Annotated in this window: 22 protein-coding genes; all 22 read left to right on the top strand. The window is 50.3% G+C overall.

Annotated features, from left to right (window positions below):
* The first annotated feature begins 20 nt into the window (after positions 1-20).
* From ECL_RS17640 to ECL_RS17535, 22 genes are read left to right on the top strand one after another with little or no spacing between them, the layout of a single operon-like run.
* On the top strand, positions 21-710 hold the full coding sequence (locus ECL_RS17640) for a phage head morphogenesis protein (RefSeq protein WP_044159293.1): 690 nt from the start codon (positions 21-23) through the stop codon (positions 708-710).
* A 12-nt stretch (positions 711-722) separates the two neighbouring features.
* Complete coding sequence (locus tag ECL_RS17635; protein WP_044157986.1) at positions 723-1,910, top strand: DUF2213 domain-containing protein; 1,188 nt, start codon at positions 723-725, stop codon at positions 1,908-1,910.
* Between the two features lies 1 nt (position 1,911).
* A complete protein-coding gene (locus ECL_RS17630; protein ID WP_044157985.1) occupies positions 1,912-2,394 on the top strand; it encodes a structural cement protein Gp24 in 483 nt (160 codons plus the stop codon).
* Entirely contained in the window at positions 2,394-3,428 is a 1,035-nt protein-coding gene (locus ECL_RS17625) for a DUF2184 domain-containing protein (RefSeq protein WP_013098046.1), read from the top strand. Before ECL_RS17630 ends, ECL_RS17625 begins: the two co-directional genes overlap by 1 nt.
* A 3-nt stretch (positions 3,429-3,431) precedes the next feature.
* A complete protein-coding gene (locus ECL_RS17620) occupies positions 3,432-3,758 on the top strand; it encodes a hypothetical protein (RefSeq protein ID WP_013098045.1) in 327 nt (108 codons plus the stop codon).
* 2 nt (positions 3,759-3,760) lie between these two features.
* Complete coding sequence (locus tag ECL_RS17615) at positions 3,761-4,204, top strand: DUF4054 domain-containing protein (RefSeq protein WP_044157982.1); 444 nt, start codon at positions 3,761-3,763, stop codon at positions 4,202-4,204.
* A gap of 2 nt (positions 4,205-4,206) precedes the next feature.
* Entirely contained in the window at positions 4,207-4,659 is a 453-nt protein-coding gene (locus tag ECL_RS17610) for a hypothetical protein (protein ID WP_044157978.1), read from the top strand.
* Positions 4,656-5,024 (top strand): hypothetical protein, encoded by a 369-nt coding sequence (locus ECL_RS17605; protein WP_044157976.1) that lies wholly within the window; start codon positions 4,656-4,658, stop codon positions 5,022-5,024. Before ECL_RS17610 ends, ECL_RS17605 begins: the two co-directional genes overlap by 4 nt.
* Entirely contained in the window at positions 5,021-5,572 is a 552-nt protein-coding gene (locus ECL_RS17600) for a phage neck terminator protein (RefSeq protein WP_013098042.1), read from the top strand. Before ECL_RS17605 ends, ECL_RS17600 begins: the two co-directional genes overlap by 4 nt.
* The gene (locus ECL_RS17595; RefSeq protein WP_013098041.1) at positions 5,573-7,051 is read left to right on the top strand and encodes a DUF3383 domain-containing protein; all 1,479 of its coding nucleotides are present in this window, start codon (positions 5,573-5,575) and stop codon (positions 7,049-7,051) included.
* Entirely contained in the window at positions 7,052-7,492 is a 441-nt protein-coding gene (locus ECL_RS17590) for a phage tail fiber protein (RefSeq protein ID WP_234015586.1), read from the top strand. It begins immediately after the preceding gene.
* 8 nt (positions 7,493-7,500) lie between these two features.
* The gene (locus ECL_RS17585; protein WP_013098039.1) at positions 7,501-7,905 is read left to right on the top strand and encodes a hypothetical protein; all 405 of its coding nucleotides are present in this window, start codon (positions 7,501-7,503) and stop codon (positions 7,903-7,905) included.
* 14 nt (positions 7,906-7,919) lie between these two features.
* On the top strand, positions 7,920-8,117 hold the full coding sequence (locus ECL_RS17580; protein ID WP_013098038.1) for a hypothetical protein: 198 nt from the start codon (positions 7,920-7,922) through the stop codon (positions 8,115-8,117).
* The gene (locus tag ECL_RS17575; RefSeq protein WP_013098037.1) at positions 8,117-9,886 is read left to right on the top strand and encodes a lytic transglycosylase domain-containing protein; all 1,770 of its coding nucleotides are present in this window, start codon (positions 8,117-8,119) and stop codon (positions 9,884-9,886) included. The genes ECL_RS17580 and ECL_RS17575 overlap by 1 nt, the downstream gene beginning before the upstream one ends.
* Positions 9,886-10,686, top strand: a complete 801-nt coding sequence (locus ECL_RS17570; RefSeq protein ID WP_013098036.1) for a hypothetical protein — start codon at positions 9,886-9,888, stop codon at positions 10,684-10,686. Before ECL_RS17575 ends, ECL_RS17570 begins: the two co-directional genes overlap by 1 nt.
* Positions 10,686-10,997, top strand: coding sequence for a phage baseplate plug family protein (locus tag ECL_RS17565; RefSeq protein ID WP_013098035.1), 312 nt, complete (start codon positions 10,686-10,688; stop codon positions 10,995-10,997). Before ECL_RS17570 ends, ECL_RS17565 begins: the two co-directional genes overlap by 1 nt.
* Entirely contained in the window at positions 10,987-11,847 is an 861-nt protein-coding gene (locus ECL_RS17560) for a hypothetical protein (RefSeq protein WP_013098034.1), read from the top strand. The genes ECL_RS17565 and ECL_RS17560 overlap by 11 nt, the downstream gene beginning before the upstream one ends.
* Positions 11,848-12,555 carry a phage baseplate assembly protein gene (locus tag ECL_RS17555; RefSeq protein ID WP_013098033.1) on the top strand — a complete coding sequence of 236 codons (708 nt, stop codon included), beginning with the start codon at positions 11,848-11,850 and terminating at the stop codon, positions 12,553-12,555. It abuts the gene before it with no gap.
* 36 nt (positions 12,556-12,591) lie between these two features.
* Positions 12,592-12,948, top strand: a complete 357-nt coding sequence (locus ECL_RS17550) for a hypothetical protein (RefSeq protein ID WP_044157974.1) — start codon at positions 12,592-12,594, stop codon at positions 12,946-12,948.
* An 8-nt stretch (positions 12,949-12,956) separates the two neighbouring features.
* A complete protein-coding gene (locus ECL_RS17545; RefSeq protein WP_013098032.1) occupies positions 12,957-14,189 on the top strand; it encodes a baseplate J/gp47 family protein in 1,233 nt (410 codons plus the stop codon).
* A complete protein-coding gene (locus tag ECL_RS17540) occupies positions 14,186-14,773 on the top strand; it encodes a DUF2612 domain-containing protein (protein ID WP_013098031.1) in 588 nt (195 codons plus the stop codon). Before ECL_RS17545 ends, ECL_RS17540 begins: the two co-directional genes overlap by 4 nt.
* Before the next feature lies 1 nt (position 14,774).
* Positions 14,775-15,797 carry a gp53-like domain-containing protein gene (locus ECL_RS17535; protein WP_013098030.1) on the top strand — a complete coding sequence of 341 codons (1,023 nt, stop codon included), beginning with the start codon at positions 14,775-14,777 and terminating at the stop codon, positions 15,795-15,797.
* The last annotated feature ends 12 nt before the right edge of the window (positions 15,798-15,809 follow it).

The raw sequence follows: 15,809 nt of genomic DNA, 5'->3' as shown, positions 1-15,809 counted from the left end.
TAGACAACCACATCAGAGAGATGCAGAAGTCCGTTGTGTACTGGCTGACTGCTAACTACAAAGCGAGCGGTGCAGCGGTGGCAATGGACGCATCTCCTGCCGTGTTTATGCGTGATGCCATGAAGAAGCTCGCTAAGCGATGGACAAAGGCATTCGACAACGTATCTCAGAAGCTGGCCGAAAGGTTTGCCGGTGATGCGATGAAGAATACTGATGTATCACTGCATAACGCGCTCGAAACTGCAGGATTCACGGTTGAGTTCAAGATGACCGCGCCGATGAATAACGCACTGCAGGCGACCATTGCAGAGAACGTTGGACTGATACGCTCAATTCCTGAGAAATATTTCACTGAGGTTGAGGGGCTGGTAATGCGCTCGGTTGCAAGGGGGCGTGACCTGTCTTACCTCACTGGCGAACTTCAGAAGCGCTATGGCATTACGCGCAGGCGTGCGGCATTAATCGCACGCGATCAGAATAACAAAGCAACTTCAGTAATGCAGGCAGCAAGGCAGCAATCACTCGGTATCACTCAGGGCGTCTGGAAGCACTCACATGCTGGGAAAGAACCACGACCATCGCACGTTAAAGCTGATGGAAAGGTGTTTGAGCTAAGCAAGGGGATGTATCTGGACGGCAAATGGGTTATGCCTGGCGAGGAAATCAACTGTCGTTGCACCTGGTCACCAGTCATACCCGGTCTTAGCTAGACGGAATAAACAATGAAAACAACTGAACGGTTGGCATTTGACCGCGCTTCGATGCGCTCGTTTGATGGCAACGGCAGGCTTCAGGTTAAGTTAAGCAATATCAGCAAAGCGAATGTATGCCCCTACTTCGGGAGAGAAATTCCAAATGCTGAAAAGCTCGGGCTAGAGCCAGATAAGATTTACCAGTTATGGCGACACCCTGACGAACTGAAGAAAGCCGCTGCAACATTCAACAACATTCCCCTTTTATCAATCCATACACCTGACTTCCCCGGCGACCCTCCGCGTGAATATCGCGTTGGTGTAACGCATTCAAATGCAGACTTTGACGGAACGTATCTGACAAACGGTTTATCAGTTTGGGATGACTCCGCAATCGCCGGTATTGAGACGGAAGAGCAGGAAGAATTGTCTTCGTCGTACCAATACGTCGCTGACATGACCCCCGGAGTTACACCGAATGGAGAGCCTTATGACGGCATCATGCGGGACATCATCGGGAACCACGTAGCGCTGGTTGAAAGAGGCCGCGCAGGAAGCGACGTATTGGTCGCAGATTCATTACCCCCGGAGTTAATGCTCATGAGCAAACGTAAAGCCGCGATTATTCGCGCAACGCTGAAGCCGTTACTGGCAGCTGATGCTGATTTGGAGGCTGAAGTACGGAAGGCGCTTCTGGCGCTGGATGAAGCCGAAAAAGAAGACGAGAAAGAAAAGAAACCGGCTGAAGACGAGGATGACGACAAGGACGACGAGAAGAAGAAAACCGCTGACGACGAAGATGATGAAGACAGCGATGACAAAAAGAAAAAGCCAGCCGAAGACGAAGACGATGAAGACGACAAAAAAGACGACAAAGTCTCCAAAACGGCAATGGACAGTGCTATTCGCTTAGCTGCGGACAGCGCAACCAAACGTGCGGCGGAGAACTTCCGCAAAGTGCGTGAAGCTGAGCAGGCTGTGCGCCCACTGATTGGCGATGTCGTTGCAATGGACTCCGCTGATGATGTCTACCGCACTGCACTTGAGCAGGCTGGGGTGGATATCGAAGGCGTTCATCCTTCGGCCTTCCCTAAGATGGTCAAAATGGCTATCGAGCAGCAGAACAATAAACGCCCTGTCATTGCGCAGGATTCCGCAACCGTCAGTGAATTTGAGAAAGCTTTCCCGACCGCTGGCAAACTGAAACGAGGTTTCTAACATGGCAGGTTTTCAGAGTGTAATTAACCAATACCCAGCACCGGGTGTTGAAGGTGGCTTTGCTAGCACCAACCCTCACGCCACTTTCCTGGCTGGCGAAGCAGCATTGGTAGCTGGCACTAGCGGTCTTACTGTTGGTCGCTTTGCATGGGCTGTCGATGGTGTTGCATCAAATACCGGTACCGGCGCTCCTTCTGGCTTCGTCCATCGCGATGGTCAGGCATCAATCACTGTATGGCTTGGTGAGGCTTCAATGCTCATTCAGCCAGGCCGTGAAGTAACCCTGATGACCGCGGGCGACTTCTGGGCGCGCACCGCCACGGCAGCAACTCGCGGACAGAAAATCTTTGCTGTGCTTGCTGACGGCACCATTAAAACCGGTGCGGCAGGGGCAACCATTTCCGGCGCAGTCGAAACGCCTTTCTATGCTGGTAGCGCTTGCGATGCGGGCGAACTGGTCAAAATCAGCACCTGGAGCAAGTAATGAACGAATTTCAGAAACACTATTCCGCTGCTAGCGGCAAATACGGCATCATTCTGCCGGGCGCGAAAGACTACCTGAAGCCTGACTTCGCAGAAAACTTCCAGTTGGCTATGGATGCTCAACCAACCATGGTTACCGCGAATAACGCAGGTATCCCGGCGTACTTCACCAACTACGTTGATCCTGAGTTGATTCGTGTTCTGGTCACACCGATGAAAGCAGCTGAAATCATTGGTGAAGTGAAAAAAGGCGACTGGACTACCCTGACCGCGCAGTTCCCAATCGTTGAAAGCACCGGTGAGACCAGCTCATATGGCGACTTCAACAACAACGGCATGACTGCAGCGAACGTTAACTGGGTTCCTCGCCAGTCTTACCATTACCAGACCCATACCCGCTGGGGTGAACGTGAGCTGGATATGTACGGCGCGGCACGTATCGGTTACGCGGCAGAGCTTAACGTAGCATCTGCTCTGGTGCTGAATAAGTTCCAGAACAAGTCCTACTTCTTCGGTATCGACGGCCTGATGAACTATGGACTGCTGAATGACCCTTCTTTGACGGCATCAATCACGCCAAATGCTACCGGCACTGGCGGAGCTGTAACCTGGGCAACCAAAGATGGCCAGGCGGTGTATGACGATATCGTCAAGCTGTACGGCCAGTTGGTTTCTCAAACCAAAGGTTTGATTGAGCGTACTGACTCCATGACTCTTGCCATGTCTCCTTCTGCGGAAGTGAACCTGACCAAGACCAACATGTACAACGTCAACGTGTCTGACCTGCTGAAGAAAAACTTCCCTAACCTGCGTGTTGAAACTGCAGTTGAATATTCAACTGATGCGGGCGAACTCGTGCAGCTGATTGCAGATCGTCTTGGTGAGCAAGATACCGCTTATGCGGCCTTCACCGAGAAGATGCGTGCGCACGCAGTTGTGGTTGAAGAATCCAGCTGGAAGCAGAAGAAATCAGGCGGCACATGGGGTGCAATCATTCGTCAACCGCTGGGTATCGCCAGCATGATCGGGGTTTAATTCATGGCAGAGACTATCGTAGTAGGTTGCAAACTTCCCAATGGCCTGATTGTTGAGCAAGATGGCTACACGGTAACGCTGAATGGCTCCAATTCTGCCAATGTCATTGGCGGTTATGGTCTTACCGATGGCGTAGACAAGGATGCGTTCGAGAAGTGGCTTTCAGTTCATAAAGAGCAACCTTACGTCGTGAATGAGCTCGTCTTTGCTCAGGCAAAAGCCAACAGCGCACAGGCAAAAGCTTCCGAGAACGCCAAGGTCAAATCTGGACTTGAGGGGCTTCCTCAGGACAAGCCGATGCCTGGCATCGAAAAATCGGACGGTAAGTAATCATGGCGATCGTTGTTTTCGACATTAACGCATTCCGTGAGCGTTACCCCGAGTTTGACACGGTAAGTGACACGCTGCTGAATGCGTATTTCGTTGAGGCAACGGTCTACCTTGATAACACTGATTGCAGTCCTGTTACTGATGTAAATGTGCGTGCGGTGTATCTGAATATGCTCGTGGCGCACATTGCAGCCCTGAATTCAGGTGTGGGTGGTCAGAAGCCATCCGGACTTGTCGGCAGGGTTGCTAGCGCATCTGAAGGATCTGTATCAGTGTCAACTGGTGAGGTGCCTGTAAGTCCATCCTCATGGTGGTATCTGCAGACACCTTACGGCGCTGCTTACTGGCAAGCTACCGCTCCTTACAGGACGTTTAAATATGTTCCTGGCGCATCACCATCATTCTATCCCGGACATTATTACCGAAGGCCAGTTACCCGGAGGTGAGCATGACCACGTTTAGTGGTGGCGCAGCTTTAGAGGCGAAACTTTCTGAACTGGCGGAAAAGCTTGGCGACGGTAAAACGCTTAGGGTCGGATTCCTTGAAGGGGCGACATACCCTGATGGACAATCTGTCCCAATGGTTGCCGCAGCCAACGAATATGGCGACCCTGCAATGAACAGGCCGCCACGCCCATTCTTCCGAAACATGATCGCCGAAAAGTCACCAGAATGGCCGCAGGATATTGCGAAGATAGCCGAGGCTACCGGTTATGACGCAGAAACGATGCTGGGGATGATGGGTGAGCATATTAAAGGGCAACTACAAGGCTCAATCAGAGATTTGATGGAGCCTGCTCTATCTCCAGTTACGATCGCCAAAAAGGGCTTCTCTAAGCCACTCATTGAAACATCCCACATGCTAAACAGCGTCGATTACGACATTAAGGATGGCGTATGAACCTGAGAGGCATAGCCAATAGCGCCACGAGATCAATAAACCCCAACGTAAATGGCGTGTTCCGGATTAATACCGGTTTCACTACTTTACCTGGCGGAAAGCGAGAGCAGACGTACAGCAACGTTGATGTTGAAGTGCAGATGCAGGAGCTATCGTCAACAGACTTACGACAGGTAGATGCCATCAACATTCAGGGCATCCTGAAAAGTGCGTATCTGAATGGGAACTTCAACGGCGTGAACCGACCAGATCAAAAGGGTGGCGACATTCTCGTTGTGAACGGTCAGCAGTGGTTGGTGGTGAAAGTTCCTGAGTTATGGCCTGACTGGTGCCGAGTGATTGTTAACCTGCAGAGGTCACCATGACAGCCACAGTAGACATCACCGAGCTTGACCTGCGTATTGCTCTGCAGGCGTTTCTGATGGATATCACGGGGCTCACCATAGATAACGTGCTGGTAGGTCAGCAGAACCTCACGCCAATGCCGCTTCATGACTTCATCATCATGACGCCGCTGAAGCAGATAGGACTGTCTACCAACCGCGTCAAATACGACGACAACGGCGTGTATGGCGAAGGTAAACAGCTAAACCAGCGCAGCACGCAATGGCCTTGTCAGATTGACTGTTACGGTGAGAACGCGGCCGATAACGCTGCAATCATCGGAACGCTAATCCGCTCAGACTTTGCCTGTGAGTGGTTCAGGCAGAACGGTAATGTCATCACCCCTCTTTACTGCTCAGACCCTCATCAGACAACGATGATAAACGGCGAGCAACAATACGAAGGCCGCTGGACGATGGAATTCATCGGGCAATTCAACCCGTCTGTTACCACACGCCAGGACTTCATGGACAGCATTACAGTCGGCGTTATTGCCGCAGATTTAAAATACCCACCGGAGAGTGCATAAATGGCAATCCCATTACGCAAAGATATTCAAATCAATCCTGGAGTGCTGCCAGCGGGCGGTTCAGCGCTTGATCTGAATGGCCTTATCCTTACCGACAGCGCTTATGCTCCGGTGGGGAGTGTTATCACGTTCACGAACAAAGAAGACGTAGCATCCTATTTCGGCAGTGCATCGGCTGAATTCAGCATGGCTGAAGTGTATTTTCAGGGATACGACAATTCCACCAAGACACCGGGCGCATTGCTGTTTGCACGGTTTAACCCGGAAGCAGCGGCAGCATGGTTGCGCTCAGGCTCTATGGCGGCCGTAACGTTAGACCAGCTCAAATTGCTGAGTGGTGTACTGACACTGACCGTTGACGGCACCGCGCATACCTCAGCCAGTATCGACCTGAGCACAGCAACAAGCTTTGCTATGGCTGCTGACCTGATTGAAACAGGTATCGGCTCCAGCGTAACAGTGGAGTACGACACAACGCAGAAGCGCTTCATCATCACCAGCGCGACAGACGGCGCAGCGAGCACCATCACATACGCAACCGGTACTTTGTCTGCTGGCCTGAAACTGACAGCCGCCACTGGCGCTCAATTGTCTCAGGGCGCAGATGCAGCAGTAGTCACTACGGCCATGCAGTCAGTGCTTGATAGCTCTCAAAACTGGGCAATCTTCACTACATCATTCACGCCGACCGAACAAGAGGCGCTGGACTTCTCCGCATGGGTTAACGGCCAAAATTACCGGTTCGGCTACGTGCCATTCACGCTGGAGGAATCCGCGCTGGTATCTGGCTCAACCGACACGCTGGCGTACAAAATCATCAGCACTTACGACTATTCAAACGTCGTACCGGTGTTCGGTGACCAGACTCACGCAGCGAGTGTGATTGGATATGCAGCATCTCTTGACTTCGACCGTCAGGAAGGCCGCGTGCCATTCAAATTCCGCTCACTCGGTGGCCTGCTACCGGAAGTTACCACATCAGCAAATTATGATGCGCTGATTGCCAACGGATACAACTTCTACGGCGCGTACACGGCGAATAACTACGATACCCGTTACTGGGCTGATGGCACCATCACTGGTGACTTTAAATGGTTTGACTCCTTCTGCTTCCAGATTTGGCTGAATGCCAACCTGATGCAGGATGCTATCGAGCTGTTCCAGTCCAACCGCAGCATTCCGTACAACGCACGCGGCAAGGCAATCATCGAGGCGTCCTTCTCCGATACGCTGAATCAGGGCATCACCTTTGGTGGCATCCGTACTGGCGTAACACTGTCCAGTTCTCAGATTTCCGAGATTCAGAACGCAGTAGGCGCTGACATCTATCCATCGCTGATTGCTAAGGGTTACTACCTGTATATCGCAGACGCCACTCCTACTCAGCGTCAGGAGCGCACAAGCCCTAGCATGACCCTGTGGTACTGCGACGGCGGTTGCGTGCAGAAAATCACTCTCGCAAGCATTGAGGTGCAATAAATGTCCAACACTATTACAAGCGCTGATTCAATCTTTGCCCTCACTGTTACGAACCTGTTCCCCAGCGCTCAAACGCTTGAGGGATACGCAGCGGACGCGATGTTTGCTCTGGGTGATACAGAAATGGCGGTTTCCGTCCGTGGCGCTGACGGAAAACTCTCTGGCGGTTTCGTATTCGGTGAGTATCTACAGACGATCACAATCATGCCTGATAGCCCATCTCGTGAACTGTTCGAGACCTGGCAACTGACGTCACTGACCTCGAAAGCAGTATTCCGCTGCAACGCAACAATCATTCTCCCGGCGATTAGTCGCAAGTTCACGCTGACCAACGGCATCCTGCAGCGCGTAAAAGCCATCCCTGATGCGCAGCGAGTACTGCAGGCAATGACCTTCCAGATTAACTGGGAATCAGTTGTTGGCGAAGCGTACAACGCATAAGGACTAACATGGCACGCAAAGAGATTTTCTACACCGTCGAAGATAAAGGCCGAGATCATGGGAAGGTTTTCTACATTCGCGAAATGTCAGCTACTCAGGCTGAGTGGTGGGCAATTCGTGCCGGACTGGCAATGGCTAAAAACGGCGTTAATCTTCCGGATAACTTTTCAGATATGGGTATGGCAGGCATGGCGAAAGTCGGCCTCGAAATGGTGGCTAAAATCCCTCCAGAGGATGCACGGCCTCTCCTGGACGAACTGATGAAATGTGTACAGGCTGTTCCAGACCCAGCCAATCAAAGCGTTAAGCGCAACCTGATTGACGATGACACTGAAGAAGTTATCACTCGCCTGAAACTTCGCAGCGAAGTGTTCAAGCTCCATGTTGATTTTTTCACAGCCACCGCCAGTTAGACATCCCTCCGGTGATGGGCCAGCAAATCGCTGGCCTTGCCGAGTACACCAACGTGCCTAAAACAATAGCGACTGTCATGTCATCGGGTAAATGCTCGCTGACAGAGCTAAGCACGACGCTTGGTGTGCAGGATTTATGGTGGTGGCTGGAAATTATCACCATTGATAATTACAACCAAATGGTAATCGACAGAGCAAGTGAGGCCTGGTAATGGCAACAGTTATAGATGCCCTGGTTGTCACTCTGGGCCTTAATGCTTCTGGATTCAAAAAAGGCAAGAGTGAGGTCTCAGAAGGCTTAGACCAAACTAAGAAGCAAGCGGAATCAACTGCAAAGGACATGGAGGCTTACGGTAAGAAAGCCTCTTCGTTCTTTACCAGTATTGGGAAGAGCATGCTGGCGCTTGCTGGTATAGCTTTGAGTGCTAATGGCGTTAAAAACTTCATCAACGACACGACCAAATCTCTGGTTGATTTAGGCGTGCAGTCGTCCGCCATAGATACGTCTGCTAAAGCTCTCGATGGATGGGTTAAGTCAGCAGATGCGGTTGGCTCATCGGCGGCATCAATGAGCTCAAACCTACAGAAGTTCCAGAGCTCAATATCTCAGTTTAACTCTGGATTTGGTGCTGACGATACGCTCAATACCCTCTTTGCCTTCAGCGCCCAGACCGGAACCAAGTTCGATACCACCCAGAATGCAAGCCAAATCATGCAGTACCTGGCTGAAAACTGGAATAAGTTGAACAAAAACCAGCAGCGAATGTACGGGCAGAGGCTTGGCTTCGATAATGCAACTGTGCAGGGTCTATCTAGCGGACGTCTTCTGGACTTGCAGAAGTCATTCGAAGGAACGTCCAAACAAACCGACGCTCTGACAGAAAAAGCCAGGCGCTTAAATGAGCAGTTCGTCAGAGTCAGGCAGTCGTGGGAGTCCACCTCACTAACCCTGTATGAAAATCTTCTGCCTGCAGTATGGAAGATTCTGGAGGCACTCAACTCAATGAGCGCGTGGGTAGAAAGGCATGGACCTGAGATTAACGCCTCATTTGATGAGCTAGGGAAAACATTCTCTATCCTCTGGAAGGATGTCACTGACGTCTCTAAGGCTGTAGGCGATCTTCTTAGCATCGATACGAAAGACTGGACGTTATCTGGTGACATTAAAAACCTCAATCAAAATCTCGATGAGGGCCGTCAGACCGTTGAGCTGATTATCGACGCCTTCAAAAGCTTGTTTAATCTGGACTTCTCGACATTTGGCGACAAAGTTAAATCCCTCTTCAAGATGGGCAGTGGTGATGATGCTCTTCCTGGTGTAACGGATAGCGCAAACTCTGCCGCTGACTGGATTAAAGATAAAACCGGCTTTGACACCCGCAGTGTAGGTAAATGGCTGGGAGAAAAAGCAGAAGGGTTGAGAGACCTTTTCTCAGGTGAAACGTCACGCCTTGAGAAGCAATACGGCCTTCCTGAGGGGCTTCTAGATGCACAGGTAACCCAAGAGTCAGGTTGGAATCCAAATGCTGTCTCAGGAGCTGGCGCGAAGGGTTTAATGCAGTTCATGCCTGGTACCGCCAAAGACTTCGGTATTCATGGGAAAGAATTCGACCCAATGAAGTCTCTGGAAGCTGGTGCCAAATATATGGGCTCGCTTCTCCAGAGATATGGTGGCGATCTGCAGAAAGCCCTGACTGCTTATAACTGGGGAATGGGCAACCTTGAGAAGAAGGGGATGGCAAATGCCCCTGAAGAGGCAAGAAACTATGCGCCTCAGATTATCTCAAGAATGCAGGCATCACAGCGCTACTCATATCAGGCTGGTTCGGCTACAGGTGGTGGCGGGACAAATATCACATTCCAGAACACCACAATAAAAACAGAGTCGAGAACCCTGGATAGCCTGGCGAAAGAGGCCGCGAATAAAGGCATGGCTCAGAGCAGCCTTACTCAAACCTTTCTCACGGGGCAAAACAGCTAATGTTTAGTTTAAACGAAACAACGCTCCTCAGTGCGATCAACAGCGGCAATATCTTCTCCATAATCAACAGTACCCTTTCGCCTGGTTACGGGATTTACCTGAAATCAGGCTTAAGGGCATTGTCTCCGTCCTCGTTCCTGGGGATTGAGTATGGGGCAGATGCTTCAGTAGTTTCCGCGCCAATTGAAGAGGGGTCATATACCAGCTTTAACAAGGTTAAGCGACCGGCCATCATCAGGGTTTTGTTTAACCTTGAAGGATGGACAGGGTTTAGTGGAAGCATCCCCAACCTGACCAACTTCACACTGACGAGTCGCTCAGACATGCTGGCGGCGCTGGATGCGATGGTTGCTGATGCGCAGGTGTACGACATTGAAACACCGGACACGACATACGAAGACTATGACCTTGTTAGATACAATTACCGGACATCAGAACGTGACGTAACACTACTGACTGTAGAGGCTATATTTCAGGCCGTTCTACAGGAGGCCGAGGTAGGACTGTCTAACGCAACAGCAAACAACCAGCCATCTCAAAATGCCATATCAAAAGGAGGGGCAGTTGATGCAAAGCAGGTTAACGCCAACGCATCAGAAAGCACTCTTGATGATGTGAAGGGTGCCTTAACCGGGCTTAAGCAGTCATTAAGCAGCGCTGCAGTGTCAGTTGCTACCTCAGTGAGTAATGCTGTAACCAGCGTAACTTCGGGGGCTACAAGTGCCATAAATGGTGCAGCTACTTCCGCTATTAATAATCTTTCAGCGACAGTTGACGAACTGGTGAAGGGGTTATCCTGATGCAGACGATATCTCTCCAGCCGGTTAAGGGGCAGACATTACAGGTTTCACTCGGCGGTCAGCGTGTAACTCTAAGAATTAATCAGAGAAGCACCGGCATGTTTATCGATGTGGCGTTAAGTGGGGTCTGGATAGCTCAAGGGGTTCTTTGCCTGAACTGCAATAAAATCATCAGATACCCGTACCTGAAGTTTAAGGGTGAGCTGTTCTTTGCAGACACAAAAGGCGATTTTGATCCTGTTTATGATGAGCTAGGTTCACGCTTCAAACTTTTCTACGCCACGGAAGAAGAGATGAGCAATGTCCTATAAAAAGCGCAACATTAAAATCCAGTTCACTCTTACGGACCAGGTATTTGATGGTTCTCAAGGTCCATCACAGGACAACGTTCTCACCATAGAAAACGCCAAAGCTATCGTTGAATACAACGGCTATGGTGGTTCTGCGCTTACCACATTGTCATGCCGGGTTTATGGCCTGAGCCTGAGCAATATGGCGAAGTTAAGCTATGCGGGAAACCTGAGAGGACCAACGAAGAATAACTACATGAAGGTCTGGGCACAGGATGAGCTTATCTTTGTGGGGACGATAACATTTGCCACAACCGATTTTAATGAGGCTCCTGATGCTCCTTTGGTCATTGAGGCTCATGCGCTAGGTGCAGAAAGGTCTCTCCCGTCACAACCATTCTCTGTAGAGGGAAGTGTCGATGTTATCGATGCGATAAGGTCAATCGCCGACCCTCTGGGGATTATGGTTTCCGTGCTTGAGGACATCAAATTTCCACTCAGCAACCCACATGTAGTAGGCGACCCAGTAAGCCAGATTATCCAGTTGGCGAAGTCCGCAAATCTGAATATTGACTGCAGCACTGGAATTATCCGCATCTGGTCAATTAACGGATCGTGGGATGACATTGTTCCTTTTGTTTCCAAAGAGCATGGCCTGATTGGCTATCCGACATGGACAAGAGACGGTCTATACCTCACGACAATGTTCTCATCAAACCTCATAGCTCCGAGAAAGATGAAGCTCGAAACTGACCTTCCTGGCGCTTCAGGGATGTACACCATAAATACTGTAAGGCACATCATCTCGGCCTGGGTTGAAGGCGGTCCGTGGTTTTCATTTGTCGTAGCGAACCAGGAGACGGAGCTGTAAATGACAAAGAAAGGTGAGTTTTCCTTTAAGCCGCAGGATGTGAACTGCGAGGCAAACATTAACGAATTTATTTTCAATACGTTAATGTCTCGAAATGCCTTCATCCAGCTCGTGATCGTAAATAAGGTAAAGGATGGCCCGCTACTCGATGTCACTCCACTGGTAAGTGGATTTGCCGCTGATGGTTCAAGGAATAGCAATACGCCGGTATTCAATGTGCCAGTGTGGAGGCTTCAGCGCGGGGCCAGTGCAGTGATTATGGACCCAGTGGAAGGTGATATAGGCCTCATGCTCTGCTGCGACAGAGACATTACCAACGTCAGAAATGAGAAGAAAGAATCCCTCCCGGCGTCTCTGCGCGTACACAACAAATCAGATGGCATCTATCTCGGTGGAGTGCTGAACGCAGAGCCAAGCCAGTATGTGAAGTTCGCAAATGATGGGATTGACATTGTCTCCCCACTGGTTGTGCAGGTAAACGGCAACACAGTTGTGGTCAATGCCGACGACAAAATCTCGCTCAATGCTCCAATCATTGAGGCAAACGGGCAGCTTACTCAGGGTTCTGGTAGCTTCGGTGGTAACGCGACATTCGGTGGAACGATTACCGCGACAGGAGAAGTCACGGGGAACGGCATTCACCTCAGTACGCATAAACATGGCGGCGTACAAACAGGCTCCGGAAACACCGGAACGCCAACAAACTAACCCGCGTCGGCGGGTTTTTTATTGCCCGGAGTTTACATGCTCACCAAATCACTGCTTTTGACTGACCAGTGGGATATCACGCTAGACGACACCGGAAGCATGGCAATCACAGCCAATCCTTACGCAGTAGCGCAGGATGTAGCGTGCGCGTGCTCAACATTCCTCGGTGAGCCCTGGTATGACACCACGCTGGGGATTCCGTATTACGAGCGAATTCTCGGTCACTGGCCAGGCACTCAGCTCATCAATACCAAAATGGCAACTGAGGCCAAAAAACTCCCTTACGTTCAGGCTGCATTCTGCACCACAACTGTTGGCAAAGCAGATCGCCTTGCATCCGGCGTCATGACTATAACCGACACGAACAACGTTCGGACCACAATCCAATTCTGAGGTAACAAATGGCTGAAGTAACAGTTAGCACAGCCGTCCCCTCTGTCACGTTTTCCGCTACCGGCATTGCCGTTCCTGATGAGATAGACATTCTCAACGGGCGATTAACTGACCTTGATACCGCCATGGGCGGAGGGATGAGTAAGAGTCTGACGACTCCGCAGGGACAGATTGCCATGAGCGATACGGCAATCATCGGAGACAAGAACGACAACATGGCATGGCTGGTTAACCAGATTAACCCTGACTTTGCTGAAGGTCGCATGCAGGATGCGATTGGACAGATTTACTTCATTGACCGTATCGCAGCAATTGGCACAACGGTAACTGCTACGTGTACCGGTCTTGTCGGAACGGTTATCCCGGCTAACAGCATTGCGCAGGATACCAGCGGTTACCTGTACTTCTCTCTGGCTGATGCTGTTATCCCATCGTCTGGCGCTGTCGATGTCGTGTTCCAGAATCAGGCATCTGGCCCCATTGCATGTCCCATTGGTGCTTTAAACACGATTTACCGTGCAATACAGGGATGGTCAGGTATCACCAATGCTACTGCCGGGGTGTTGGGTAATGAAGTAGAGAGTAGGGCTAACTTTGAGTATCGCCGCAAGCAGTCGGTTGCTGGTAACTCCAACAATCAACTCGGAGCGGTATACGCCAACGTACTGGCAGTCAGTGGTGTCACTGATGCATACGTGACGCAGAACAACACCAGCCTGACGGTTACGAAGGGATTCACTAACGTATCTCTGGAGCCTCATTCGCTCTACGTATGCGTGTACGGTGGCGCGTCGGAAGATATCGCAAAAGCGATCTGGCAGAAGCTTCCTCCGGGACCGTCAATGGTTGGCAACACCACATACACGGTGGTGGACGATGTTAACTACGTTCAGCCTTACCCTGAATATGAAATTAAATGGGAAACTCCATCAGCGGTCAGCGTCTATTTCAAGGTAGAACTGGCAGACAATAACGCCCTTCCTGGTGACATCGTTGACAGAGTTAGAACCGCCATCCTTAGCTCTTTTAATGGCGAGGATGGCGGAACAAGAGCACGTATTGGCTCAACCATTTATGCAGGCCGTTACTACGCAGGTGTTCAGGCCATTGATAGTGACAATGTAGATATCTTCAGCATCACAATCAGCCGTGACGGAACGACATATCAAACATCTGCATCCTTTGGCATTGATGAAGTGCCAACACTGGACGCATCTAACATCTCGGTGACACTGGCATGATAAACGTCGCGGATACCATCCTGACGCAATATGCCGACAGCCCGAAACTCAAATCCCTGATTTACTCGTTCAATGAAGCCGTAGGTATCGAAGGCTTTCTCGATGATTTCTATGACGTGATATGGAATATCGAGACGGCAGACACCTACGGTCTGGACGTATGGGGAAAAATCGTGGTTGTCAGCAGGCAGCTGACGGTGACAGAAAACCAGATTTATTTCGGCTTCAACGAAGCATCTTCAGAGCCTCCGGTCGTTGATGACCCACAACCTTTTAACCAGGCACCTTTTTACTCTGGCGAACTTTTAACTTCAACTGTAACCCTCACAAATGATATTTACCGCAAGTTAATCATGATGAAAGCTGCGGCAAATATCTCAGACTGCACCATTCCAAACCTGAATAAATTACTGATGTTTATGTTCGGCGACAATGGCAAATGCTACGTCAGAAATGATGGTGAAATGGTCATGAGTTACGTATTTGAGTTTCAACTTACTACAGCAGAGCTTGCAATTGTCCAGAGCTCAGGCGCACTTCCTGCCCCTATTGGGGTGACAGTTAACATCGTTCAGCAGGTATGACATGAACTTCACAGATATCCCGGCACGGATTCTTAAAGCCTTTGGCCTTAATGGCCTGAAAAACACCATCCCTACAGATTCCAGCACATCAACGGATAACAACGGCGTTGCCACATTCGATAAAGGTTTTCCGCAAATTACAATGCAGCCATTAAGCGCAGGCGGCATTCCTCCATCCGGTAAGGATATGAACGGTATTCTTTACGCCTTAAGCCTGAAAGAGCAATGGGCTGACGCTGGCATGAGCTACCCGTTCAACAGCGACTTTGCCACCGCCATATCGGGATACCCGAAAGGCTCAGTTCTCCTGAACTCTCAACAGTCCGGGAAATGGCTGAACCTAACCGATGGTAACTCTACTTCGCCAGAATCACTGACGGGTGCAAGCACCGGCTGGGTGCCATTAGATAACTACGGTGTAACGACCATCACCGGACTTGCGGCAACCAACGTCACGTTAAGTTCATTGCAGGCGGCAAAAGAAAGGATCGTACTTACTGGCACGCTTACAAGCAACATTGCCATCATTTTCCCGGCATGGATGGCTTCATGGACGGTGGTAAATAACTGCACTGGTGCATTCACTGTAACCTGCAGAACGGCTTCTGGAACAGGAATTACGGCAGCAACCGGTACGACAGAAAAGTTGTATTGCGATGGTGTGAATATCACTCGCGATTTTGGCACGGCGTCACAACGAAACGTAGGTGACGGATCGGGAAATATACCTGACATGTCGTTTTTTCAAAATTCTAAATCATCATCTGGTTACGCCAGACTTCCCGGTGGGGTAATCATACAATGGGGGACAGCTAGCACAGGAACATCTGGTATTACTGTCAATTTTCCAATTCCTTTTCCCACATTAGTTGGCTCTGTTACCGCAACTGATTCTGGTGGAGCTCAGGCAAACTCAGTTGGGCTTACAGTTCTTTCTCTCTCGCAGGTTAGCTTCTTCGGAAGGGCAATTCAAAGCGGAGCCGCAAGCAACACTGCGGTTCGATGGATAGCTATCGGATATTAAACTGGTGAAATA

This window comes from Enterobacter cloacae subsp. cloacae ATCC 13047 (assembly GCF_000025565.1).
In the GTDB taxonomy this organism is placed as follows: Bacteria; Pseudomonadota; Gammaproteobacteria; order Enterobacterales; family Enterobacteriaceae; genus Enterobacter; species Enterobacter cloacae.
Note: the sequence above shows the minus strand (reverse complement) of the source record. Positions and strands in the feature narration are given on the sequence as shown.

Excerpts from the sequence above, each read along its gene's own strand:
- ECL_RS17595 (WP_013098041.1), top strand. The coding sequence starts at position 5,573 with ATGGCAATCCCATTACGCAAAGATATTCAAATCAATCCTGGAGTGCTG.
- ECL_RS17620 (WP_013098045.1), top strand. The coding sequence starts at position 3,432 with ATGGCAGAGACTATCGTAGTAGGTTGCAAACTTCCCAATGGCCTGATT.
- ECL_RS17630 (WP_044157985.1), top strand. The coding sequence starts at position 1,912 with ATGGCAGGTTTTCAGAGTGTAATTAACCAATACCCAGCACCGGGTGTT.
- ECL_RS17635 (WP_044157986.1), top strand. The coding sequence starts at position 723 with ATGAAAACAACTGAACGGTTGGCATTTGACCGCGCTTCGATGCGCTCG.
- ECL_RS17560 (WP_013098034.1), top strand. The coding sequence starts at position 10,987 with ATGTCCTATAAAAAGCGCAACATTAAAATCCAGTTCACTCTTACGGAC.
- ECL_RS17625 (WP_013098046.1), top strand. The coding sequence starts at position 2,394 with ATGAACGAATTTCAGAAACACTATTCCGCTGCTAGCGGCAAATACGGC.
- ECL_RS17585 (WP_013098039.1), top strand. The coding sequence starts at position 7,501 with ATGGCACGCAAAGAGATTTTCTACACCGTCGAAGATAAAGGCCGAGAT.
- ECL_RS17540 (WP_013098031.1), top strand. The coding sequence starts at position 14,186 with ATGATAAACGTCGCGGATACCATCCTGACGCAATATGCCGACAGCCCG.
- ECL_RS17545 (WP_013098032.1), top strand. The coding sequence starts at position 12,957 with ATGGCTGAAGTAACAGTTAGCACAGCCGTCCCCTCTGTCACGTTTTCC.
- ECL_RS17590 (WP_234015586.1), top strand. The coding sequence starts at position 7,052 with ATGTCCAACACTATTACAAGCGCTGATTCAATCTTTGCCCTCACTGTT.
- ECL_RS17535 (WP_013098030.1), top strand. The coding sequence starts at position 14,775 with ATGAACTTCACAGATATCCCGGCACGGATTCTTAAAGCCTTTGGCCTT.
- ECL_RS17555 (WP_013098033.1), top strand. The coding sequence starts at position 11,848 with ATGACAAAGAAAGGTGAGTTTTCCTTTAAGCCGCAGGATGTGAACTGC.
- ECL_RS17575 (WP_013098037.1), top strand. The coding sequence starts at position 8,117 with ATGGCAACAGTTATAGATGCCCTGGTTGTCACTCTGGGCCTTAATGCT.
- ECL_RS17580 (WP_013098038.1), top strand. The coding sequence starts at position 7,920 with ATGGGCCAGCAAATCGCTGGCCTTGCCGAGTACACCAACGTGCCTAAA.
- ECL_RS17550 (WP_044157974.1), top strand. The coding sequence starts at position 12,592 with ATGCTCACCAAATCACTGCTTTTGACTGACCAGTGGGATATCACGCTA.
- ECL_RS17565 (WP_013098035.1), top strand. The coding sequence starts at position 10,686 with ATGCAGACGATATCTCTCCAGCCGGTTAAGGGGCAGACATTACAGGTT.
- ECL_RS17610 (WP_044157978.1), top strand. The coding sequence starts at position 4,207 with ATGACCACGTTTAGTGGTGGCGCAGCTTTAGAGGCGAAACTTTCTGAA.
- ECL_RS17640 (WP_044159293.1), top strand. The coding sequence starts at position 21 with ATGCAGAAGTCCGTTGTGTACTGGCTGACTGCTAACTACAAAGCGAGC.
- ECL_RS17570 (WP_013098036.1), top strand. The coding sequence starts at position 9,886 with ATGTTTAGTTTAAACGAAACAACGCTCCTCAGTGCGATCAACAGCGGC.
- ECL_RS17615 (WP_044157982.1), top strand. The coding sequence starts at position 3,761 with ATGGCGATCGTTGTTTTCGACATTAACGCATTCCGTGAGCGTTACCCC.
- ECL_RS17605 (WP_044157976.1), top strand. The coding sequence starts at position 4,656 with ATGAACCTGAGAGGCATAGCCAATAGCGCCACGAGATCAATAAACCCC.
- ECL_RS17600 (WP_013098042.1), top strand. The coding sequence starts at position 5,021 with ATGACAGCCACAGTAGACATCACCGAGCTTGACCTGCGTATTGCTCTG.